Genomic DNA, 9,667 nt, shown 5'->3' on the forward strand with positions numbered 1-9,667 from the left:
GAGATAAAAATGATATCACTTATAGTAGCTTATGACAAGAATAGGTGTATAGGAAATAACAATACTATACCATGGAAAATGAAGTCTGATATGCTTAGAGTTAAAAATTTAACGACTAACCAAACTATACTAATGGGAAGAAAAACATTTGAAAGTATAGGAAAAGCATTGCCAAATAGAATTAATAGAGTTTTGACAAGGTCTACTAATTATTCAAAGGATAATATAGAAGTATATTCTGATAAAAATAAGGCTATTGAAAAATTGACTACAGAAAAGATATTTATTTTTGGAGGCAGTATAATATATAAAGAATATATTGATAGGGTAGAAGAAATGTACATAACAGAAATTGATGCTGAAGTGTCAGGAGATAGTTATTTTCCAGCTATAAATTTAGAAGAATGGGAACTTATAGAAGAAGAAAGTTTTGCTAAAGATGAAGATAATGAATATAATTATAAATTTTTGCATTATAAAAGATTGGAAGTTAAATAGTTGAATAAAATTAAAATAGTAGTTGATTCAACGTCAGATTTAACGCAAGAGGAAATATTGAAGTATGATTTAGAAGTAATACCCTTAACTGTAAACATTGACGGTATAGAATATGAAGATATCTCTAATGAAGATTATATTATAAAAATGTGAACAGCTGATAATTTTTCTATTAGCCAACCAGCCATAGGGAAAATAATAAATGTTTATGAGAAATTATCTGAAAGAAGGATATGATATTATTTCAATTCACTTATCTGATGCTATAAGTGGAACGTTTAATACAGCTACCTTAGCGGCATCTGAATTTTCTAATGTTACTACAATTAATTCAAAAACTACATCTAGGGGCATGGTATATTTAATCAAAGAATGTTTTGAACAAATATCACAAGGAAAAACTTTAAAAGAAATAATAGAAATACTAAATAATAAAACTTCTAAGATACTTACCTATGTTACTATAGATAATCTTAATAACTTAGTTAAGGGAGGAAGATTAAAGAAAACATCAGGATTAATCGGAAATTTATTAAATATAAAAATTCTAACTAAGTTAGAGGGAAAAGAATTAGTAGCTGTGGATAAGGTAAGGTGCAAGAAAAAATTAATTAATGCCCTTATTGAAAAATTAATTGCAGATTCTGAAAATAAAATTAAAAATATACATTTAGCCCACGCCTTATCTGATGAATACTTAGCTCTTATCAAAGAAGCAGTGTTAAACAGATTAAACTATAATATTGACGATAAAAATATTGTGGTTACTTCTCCTATTATTTCGACCCATACAGGAGAAGGAGCAGTAGGAATTTTAGTTGAATTAGAATAAGAATAAGGAGGTCTTAATATGACAAATTTTGAAAAAACAGATATTTTTCAAACAGAAGAATACAGAAGAGAATATGTAAGAATAATTTTAACAGATGTAGTAGAAGCTATATCTAGTAAGGGGTATGACCCAGTAAATCAGATTATGGGTTATGTAAAAACAAATAATCCAGTTTATATACCTAGAGATAAAGGTGCCAGAGAAAAAATTTCTAGACTTAGCACAGATGAAATATTAGAATATTTACTACATTTTTTTATTAAGGAGATTTAATGTCATACAGTAGAATAATGGGTTTAGATTACGGCAGTAAAACCATTGGTGTTGCTATAAGCGACCCCCTAAAAATTACAGCTCAAGGAATAGAAACTTTACAAATTAATGAAGCAATAAATGATTTTAAAATTAAAAGAATAAAAGAGTTTGTAAAAGAATATAGTGTAGTTGAAATTGTAGTAGGCTTGCCTAAAAATATGGATAATAGCCTTGGCTTTAGGGCAGAAGCTACTTTGAATTTTGTAGAAATACTTAAAAATAAAATTAAAAATGTTGAAGTTATATTGCAAGATGAAAGATTATCAACTATGAGTGCTGAAAGAGTATTATTAGAAGCGGATGTTTCCAGAAAAAAAAGAAAAAAAGTAATTGATAAAATGGCAGCAGTATTTATATTACAAACTTATTTAGACAAATTAAGATAGGAGAAAAAGACAATGAATGAAAAAGATTTAGATAAATTAAATGTAGGAATGGACGAAGAAGTATATACATTAAGAGATGAAGAAGGAACAGAAAAGCAATATAGAAAAATATTAGAATTTACTAATCCTACTAATAATAATTTATATTATATATTTGCAGAAGAAGAAAAAATAGACGATGAAGAACTACAAATTTTCCCAATGGTCTGCATAGAAGAAGCAGACGGCATTAGATTTGAACCAGTTGAAACAGATGAAGAGTATGATATGATTTCAGAAGTTTTAGATATATTATATTTTGATGAAGAAAGTGAATAATGTATGAAAGAAGAAAAAATTAGAAGAAGAGAAGAGTTAAGAAAAAAAAATAAAAAAAAATCATTGAATATTATCACCCTAACTTTTATTAGTTTAATGTTTTTAATAATGCTTGCACTTTCTTATATATATTTTTTAACGACACCAGTTGATAAAGATATAAGTGAAAAAGTGAAAATAGAAGTAAAAGAAAATTATGGCAGTACAGCCATTGCTGATGTTCTTTATAAAAATAATCTAATAAGAAGTACAGCAATGTTTAAATTTTATTCAAGAATTAACTCAAATGGAGAATTTTATGTAGGAAATTTTGAAGTTAGTAAAAATATGAATTTATCTGAGATACTAGAAGTTTTAACTTCTAAAGAAAATGCAAAATCTTCTGCTAATTTAACTATAATAGAGGGAGATAATATTTTAAAGATAGCAGCTAAGGTAGAAAAAGTTACAGATATTTCTAAAGATGAATTTATTAATAAGGTAAATGATAGTAATTTTATTAATAAATTAAAACAAGAATTTCCTGAATTAATAACTTCAGAATTAGATAATAAAGATCTTAAGTATAAATTAGAGGGCTACTTGTATCCAGCTAGTTATGATATAGATAGTACAAATAAAAATAATGCTGAAATTTTAATAAAAAGTATGGTTAAGGCAACACAAGATAGGGTAGTTCCACTTTACAATCAAAATAGTAAGGTATGGAATATTAGAGGCGTTAATAAAAATATTACTATTCATGAATATATTACTATGGCTAGTATACTAGAAAAAGAATCTACGTCAGCTTCAGATAATTCATCAATAGCTGGTGTATTTCTTAATAGGTTAGCAATTAGTATGCCACTTCAGACAGACCCATCTGTTTTTTATAGTTTAGATAAAATAACAGGGGAGTTGTCATTTGCTGATTTAAAAAATACTAGTAAGTATAATACCTATGTTAATTTAGGGTTACCTCCTGGACCTATATCATCTCCAAGTAAAAAATCATACGAGGCTATAAATAATCCTGTAAAACATGACTATATCTATTTCCTAACTGATAAGCAAGGCAAAGCGTATTTTGCAAAAACATACGCTGAACATGAAGAATTAGCTAAAAAACATGTAGAGGGCTATATAAGTACAGGAAATTAAAAGGTGTACTATAAATTAAAATTTTTAAAAAATTATTAATTATTGTTTGAGAAGAAAAAAGACAACCACAAGCTTGTCTTTTTTAATGATTAAGAAAGGCTAGGATATAAATAAAAATTTAATTTGTAAATAAGAAAAATCAAAAATAAAATTTTTTATCCCATCTTTAGAAAAAAGCATAATAAAAAAGCAACTAATTTAGTTGCTTTTTTATTATTTATTTAATTTAGATTCGTGGAATTTTTTTAATATTCCTTCTTTAGATAATAAACTTCTAACTGTATCAGAAGGTTGTGCTCCATTAGATAACCATTTCAATGCAAGTTCTTCATCAATTTTAACTTCTGCTGGATTTTTTACTGCATTGTAAGTACCAATAGTTTCAATTGAACGACCGTCACGTGGTGATTTAGAATCAGCAACAACTATACGGTAGAAAGGTGATTTTTTAGCACCTAATCTTTTCAAACGGATTTTTACTGCCATTTTAATACTCCTTTAATATATGTTTCAACTTTATATGTGTGTGTTTATGAGAATTTAATGAAAAGTTGAATCAATAAGCTAAGTTTTAAGCTAGTAGTAATTGTAACATTAAAAAAATATAATGTCAATAGATTTTAATAATAAGTGTCAATTTTTTTTGTTGACAGAATTTTCTTTTAAACTGAATAAAAAATTATATTTTCATTTATTAAAATTTTATTTTATTATTTATATAATTACTTAATTCTGATATAGCTATTCTTGTTTGTTCCATAGTATCTCTATCTCTTACTGTTACCATATTATCATTTTCAGATTCAAAATCATAGGTAATACATAAAGGAGTACCTATTTCATCTTGTCTTCTATATCTTTTTCCAATAGAACCTGTTTCATCAAAATCTACCATAAATTCTTTAGATAAATCAGAAAATAATTTTACAGCTTCTTCTGATAATTTTTTAGAAAGAGGTAGAATAGCTGCTTTGTATGGCGCTAGGGTAGGATGTAATTTTAAAACTATACGTTTGTCATTTTCTCCTACAACTTCTTCTTTATAGGCATCACACAAGAAAGCTAATAAAACTCTATCAACACCCACAGATGGTTCTATACAGTAAGGAAGATATTTTTCATTTGTTATTAGGTCTTGATAAGACAAATCAGCTTTAGAGTGTTCACTATGTTGTTTTAAATCATAGTCTGTTCTTGAGGCAATACCCCATAATTCTCCCCAACCAAAAGGAAACTTAAATTCTATATCAGTAGTAGCATTAGAATAATGAGATAATTCTTCTTTATCATGGGCTCTAAGTCTTATTAAATTTTCATCAATCCCTAAGTTTAATAGCCAATCTTTACAATAATTTTCCCAGTATGAATGCCATTTTAATTCCGTTCCAGGTTCACAGAAAAATTCTAATTCCATTTGTTCAAATTCTCTTGTTCTGAATATAAAATTACCAGGAGTAATTTCATTTCTAAATGATTTTCCTATTTGTCCAATACCCAACGGTAATTTTTTACGCATAGCCCTTTGAACATTTTTAAAGTTTACAAAAATACCTTGAGCAGTTTCTGGTCGTAAAAATATTTCACTTGTAGAATTTTCTACAACACCTTGACTAGTTTTGAACATAAGATTAAATTGTCTAATGTTAGTAAAATTATGTTTGTTGCATTCTGGACAAGGAATATTTTCTTTCTTTATTACATTTTCTAATTCTTCAAAAGGCAGGCCGTCAACAATTATATCTTCTTTTTTATTTTTAAAATAAAATTCTTCTATTAATTTATCTGCACGTAATCTCGATTTACATTCCTTACAATCCATCATAGGATCACTAAAGTTTCCAACATGACCAGACGCTACCCAAGTTTTTGGATTCATCAATATTGCAGAATCTAGTCCGACGTTGTAAGGTATTTCTTGTATAAATTTTTTCCACCAAGATTTTTTTATATTATTTTTTAATTCTATTCCAAGCGGACCATAATCCCAAGTATTAGCTAAACCTCCATATATTTCTGAACCTTGAAATACAAAACCTCTATTTTTTGCCAAAGATAATATTTTTTCCATTTATAATTCCTCCTAAATTATTATTAAAATTAAAAATACCTGAACATAGGTATAATAAAACACCTACATTCAGGGACGAAATTTATCCGCGGGTCCACCCTTATTAGTAAAAACTCACCTTTATTATTAAATTTTAAATTTCAAGCCAAATAAATTTGTTAATCTTTCACCATCATTAACTCGCTTTTTAATATTCTATCATTTTTAAAAAATTTTTTCAATACAAAAATATTTTTAATTTATTTAAACTATTAAATATGATATAATAACACTACAATCTTTTACCCAATTTTAAACATTGGAGTTGGGAGGAAAAACTTTGAGTAAAATTTCACAAAAAGATATAGATTATATTTTTGATAATATTGATATAGTTGACTTAGTGAGTGAATATGTAAAGTTGGAAAAAAGAGGCAGAAATTATATAGGTCTATGTCCTTTTCACAATGAAAAAACTCCATCTTTTACAGTTTCACCAGAAAAAAAAATATCACACTGTTTTGGGTGTGGTAAGGGAGGAAATATATTTCAATTTTTATCAGAAATAGAGGGTTTAAACTTTAATCAAGCAATATACAAATTAGGTTCCAGGTTAGGACTTAACATAGAAAAAGATAGTAATGATAATTTTAATTTATCTGATGAAAAAGATGTAATGTATTATTCACATGTTTTAATTGCAGATTATTACAACTACATTTTATTAAATACAAAAGAAGCAGAAAAGGCATTAGACTATCTTTTTGAAAGAGGTATAACCATAGATACAATAAAAAAATTTAATATCGGCTATGCTCCTCCAGGTAGAAATATAGCTGTTTCTTTTTTTAATTCACATAATTTAAATTTAGATTATGTTGTAAATTCTGGTATTTTAGGTAAATCCAACGGAGAATATTATGACGTTTTTAAAGACAGAATTATTTTTCCTATAAAAGACAATAACGATAAAGTAGTTGCCTTTTCAGGAAGAACAATGTCAAAAGAAAAAGAAATATCAAAATACTATAATACACATGAAACGCAAATATTTGAAAAAAGAAAAGTACTATTTAATTTTTCAGAAGCAAGACACCACATAAAAAAAGAAAATAGTGTCATAATTTCAGAAGGCTATATGGATGTTATAAGCTCATATCAAGAAAATGTAAAGAATGTAGTTGCATTAATGGGAACTAATATAGACGAAAATATTTTAAATGATATTTTTAAATTAACAGACAAATTTACTCTAGCCTTAGATAATGATGGTGCAGGAATAGAGGCGGCTTTTAAAATAGGAAATTCCTTAATCAAAAAAACAGATAATGTATTTAAGCTATCTTTTTCAGGAGCCAAGGATATTGATGAATTTATACACAAGAAAAAATCTTCAAATTCTTTATTTTCATTTTATGATTATTCTAAAGACAATATCACACATTTTATAGAATATAAGATAGAATACTATAATAGCACAATAAAAAATTTAGAAGATAAGATTAAATATAAAAATGAATTGGTAGAAAATATAAGTTTTATAGAAGATGAAGTTTTAAGAGATTTACTAATTACAAAATTATCTAATGATTTCTCTATTGATAAGAATATATTACTTAGAGAATTATCCAATAGTAATAATAAAAGACAAATTAATACAAAACAAAAGCTGCTATCAAGTAATAATTTTGATTTTAAAACTTTTTATGGAATACCAGCATTTGATAAGAAAATCTGTAAATTATTTAAGTATTTTTTTATTAATAGAGATTACTTTTTATCTGTATATGATGAATTTGAAGGATTTACATTTAAAAATTCAATTTTTAATGAGCTATTTAATGTTTTAGTTATTTATTATAATAATTATAAGTATTTTTATGTACATAAATTCATTAATAATATAAATAATGTTGAACTAGTTAATTTAATAAAATACATAGATAATACCGACTTTTTAATTTCACAAAATGAAGATTTATCTACTATAAAAGAATACATAAAATATATAAAAAAAAGTTATCTATTTAAAGATAAAGTTGATAGCATAAAAACCAACTTGCAGAGTGCGATAATAGAAGCAGATTATGAAGCACAAATAAAAATGCTTTCTAAGTTGAAAAAATATAAGAAATAGTGAGGCTAATTATGTTGAAAGATTCAAGTAATAAAGATTTTGAAACAATAAAAAATGAATTTATCGAAAAAGGTAAAAAAAATGGAGAATTAACGCAAGAAGAAATTCTTGAAGCAATTTCAGGACTAGAAATAACTCCTGATGAAATAGATTTTTTCTATGAACAGTTGAGTAGAGAAGATATAATTTTAATAAATGCAAATCATGCAGAAGAAATAGAAGAAGACGAAATTAATTTAGAAGATTTATCAGTGCCAGCTGGTATAAAAATAAATGACCCTGTAAGAATGTATCTTAAAGAAATAGGTAAAGTTCCCTTATTATCAAAAGAAAGAGAGTTAGAATTAGCTAAAACTATAGAAAATGGTAATGATGCAGAAAAAGAATTAGCAAAACAAGAATTGGCAGAAGCTAACTTAAGACTTGTTGTAAGTATTGCAAAAAGATATGTGGGCAGAGGAATGCTATTTTTAGACCTTATTCAAGAAGGCAATATGGGATTGATTAAAGCGGTAGAAAAATTTGATTACTCTAAAGGATTTAAGTTTAGTACCTATGCTACTTGGTGGATTAGACAAGCTATAACTAGAGCTATTGCAGACCAAGCAAGAACTATAAGAATACCAGTTCATATGGTAGAAACAATAAATAGGTTAATAAGAGTTCAAAGACAACTACTTCAAGATTTAGGAAGAGAACCAAAACCAGAAGAAATAGCAGAAAAAATGGGAATTACTACTGAAAAAGTTAGGGAAATTTTAAAAATAGCTCAAGAACCAGTATCTTTAGAAACGCCAATAGGTGAAGAAGATGATTCACATTTAGGAGATTTTATTGAAGACAAAGATGCTCAATCACCGGTAGAGCATGCTGCTAATGAATTGTTAAAAGAACAGCTTGAAGAAATTTTAGAAACTCTTACAGATAGGGAAGAAAATGTTTTGAAACTTCGTTTTGGTTTGAAAGACGGAAAAACGCACACTTTAGAAGAAGTAGGAAGTGCCTTTGGAGTAACAAGAGAGCGTATAAGACAAATAGAAGCAAAAGCAATAAGAAAATTAAAACACCCATCTAAATTAAACAAATTAAGAGGATTTATGGAGTAAAGTTAAGAACCCTTGTTTTATAAGGGTTCTTTTGTTTTGTATTTGAAATAGTATCAAATTTGTAGTGATTTTTAAAAAATATTAATGTTAGTCAGATTTTAAAAGAAGCTTTGTTAAAAGAATTATAGGCTAAATTAAAAGAGAGTGTTTTAACTCTCTTTTTGTGTGTCTATGTAATATTTATATAGCTTTTCTGCTGTTTTTAGGGTCATGTTTTCTATTTTTCGGTCTCCTGTTATGTAGCGTTGAATTATATTAGGGTTTATCTCTAAGTCTTTAGCTATTTTGTAGGCTGTAATTTCTCCGTTTAGCAGTTTTTCTATATGTTCTATAAGCATAGTATACCCCCTAAATAAATTTTAATATTATTGAAATTATTGTTGCTATTATACCTAGTATAATTATTGTAACTTGTATTTTTTCTTTGTCCATGTTATGATTAAGTAAGATATAAGGAGGGGGCTTTTACCCCAACCTTATTTATTTGAAAAATTTTTCAAACAATTCTACTAAAAGATTTATTATTTGTAATGTGGCTAAAATAATATTAATTTTTATTAGTAGGTTTGAAGAATTTTTTTTATTTTTCTTACTCATTTTCTCACCTCCTTATATTTATATTATATAGCAAAAGGTGCATAAAGTCAAGAGTTTTATGAGAATTTTTTTAAAAAATTTGACAAAATATTTTAATTTTGTTAATATGATTTTAGAGATAAAAACCAATCCTTAGTGATTTAACCTATCTCTTTCTAACCCACTAACGTTAGTAAATCTATAGTGATATAGAAGTGTAATAGAAGCACGTTACACTGCTTGGCAGAGCTTAATAACTGTTCCTTTGCGATAAGCCTAAAAAGCACAACATAGGGAGTTAGTTTTAAT

General features: G+C 26.5%; 12 protein-coding genes. 9 read left to right on the top strand and 3 right to left on the bottom strand.

The features are described from left to right. The first annotated feature begins 9 nt into the window (after positions 1 to 9). Genes KMP12_RS00630 through mltG form a run of 7 tightly spaced genes read left to right on the top strand, consistent with a single transcriptional unit; the run spans position 10 to position 3,492 of the window. Complete coding sequence (locus KMP12_RS00630) at positions 10 to 498, top strand: dihydrofolate reductase (protein ID WP_215755802.1); 489 nt, start codon at positions 10 to 12, stop codon at positions 496 to 498. Between the two features lie 57 nt (positions 499 to 555). After that, positions 556 to 651 (top strand): hypothetical protein, encoded by a 96-nt coding sequence (locus KMP12_RS07470; protein ID WP_252344645.1) that lies wholly within the window; start codon positions 556 to 558, stop codon positions 649 to 651. A 49-nt stretch (positions 652 to 700) separates the two neighbouring features. Next, positions 701 to 1,330 carry a DegV family protein gene (locus KMP12_RS00635; protein WP_252344646.1) on the top strand — a complete coding sequence of 210 codons (630 nt, stop codon included), beginning with the start codon at positions 701 to 703 and terminating at the stop codon, positions 1,328 to 1,330. Positions 1,331 to 1,348: 18 nt separating this feature from the next. Then, a complete protein-coding gene (locus KMP12_RS00640) occupies positions 1,349 to 1,603 on the top strand; it encodes an IreB family regulatory phosphoprotein (protein ID WP_215755803.1) in 255 nt (84 codons plus the stop codon). After that, positions 1,603 to 2,031 (top strand): Holliday junction resolvase RuvX, encoded by a 429-nt coding sequence (ruvX, locus tag KMP12_RS00645; protein WP_215755804.1) that lies wholly within the window; start codon positions 1,603 to 1,605, stop codon positions 2,029 to 2,031. The genes KMP12_RS00640 and ruvX overlap by 1 nt, the downstream gene beginning before the upstream one ends. 12 nt (positions 2,032 to 2,043) lie before the next feature. Continuing rightward, positions 2,044 to 2,349, top strand: a complete 306-nt coding sequence (locus tag KMP12_RS00650; protein WP_215755805.1) for a DUF1292 domain-containing protein — start codon at positions 2,044 to 2,046, stop codon at positions 2,347 to 2,349. 3 nt (positions 2,350 to 2,352) lie between these two features. Next, entirely contained in the window at positions 2,353 to 3,492 is a 1,140-nt protein-coding gene (mltG, locus tag KMP12_RS00655; RefSeq protein WP_215755806.1) for an endolytic transglycosylase MltG, read from the top strand. Positions 3,493 to 3,705: 213 nt separating this feature from the next. On the opposite strand, the gene rpsP is transcribed toward mltG, so the two are convergent. Beyond that, positions 3,706 to 3,978, bottom strand: coding sequence for a 30S ribosomal protein S16 (gene rpsP / locus KMP12_RS00660; RefSeq protein ID WP_215755807.1), 273 nt, complete (start codon positions 3,976 to 3,978; stop codon positions 3,706 to 3,708). Between the two features lie 208 nt (positions 3,979 to 4,186). After that, complete coding sequence (locus tag KMP12_RS00665) at positions 4,187 to 5,560, bottom strand: glycine--tRNA ligase (RefSeq protein WP_215755808.1); 1,374 nt, start codon at positions 5,558 to 5,560, stop codon at positions 4,187 to 4,189. 319 nt (positions 5,561 to 5,879) lie between these two features. Here KMP12_RS00665 and dnaG point away from each other — a divergent pair, with 319 nt between their 5' ends. After that, a complete protein-coding gene (dnaG, locus tag KMP12_RS00670; protein WP_215755809.1) occupies positions 5,880 to 7,676 on the top strand; it encodes a DNA primase in 1,797 nt (598 codons plus the stop codon). A gap of 11 nt (positions 7,677 to 7,687) precedes the next feature. Beyond that, entirely contained in the window at positions 7,688 to 8,782 is a 1,095-nt protein-coding gene (gene rpoD, locus KMP12_RS00675; protein ID WP_215755810.1) for an RNA polymerase sigma factor RpoD, read from the top strand. Between the two features lie 149 nt (positions 8,783 to 8,931). Here rpoD and KMP12_RS00680 read toward each other — a convergent pair whose 3' ends face one another. Further along, positions 8,932 to 9,120, bottom strand: coding sequence for a hypothetical protein (locus KMP12_RS00680; protein ID WP_215755811.1), 189 nt, complete (start codon positions 9,118 to 9,120; stop codon positions 8,932 to 8,934). Between the last annotated feature and the right edge of the window lie 547 nt (positions 9,121 to 9,667).

The organism is Gemella sp. zg-1178, assembly GCF_018790995.1.
Lineage (GTDB): Bacteria > Bacillota > Bacilli > Staphylococcales > Gemellaceae > Gemelliphila.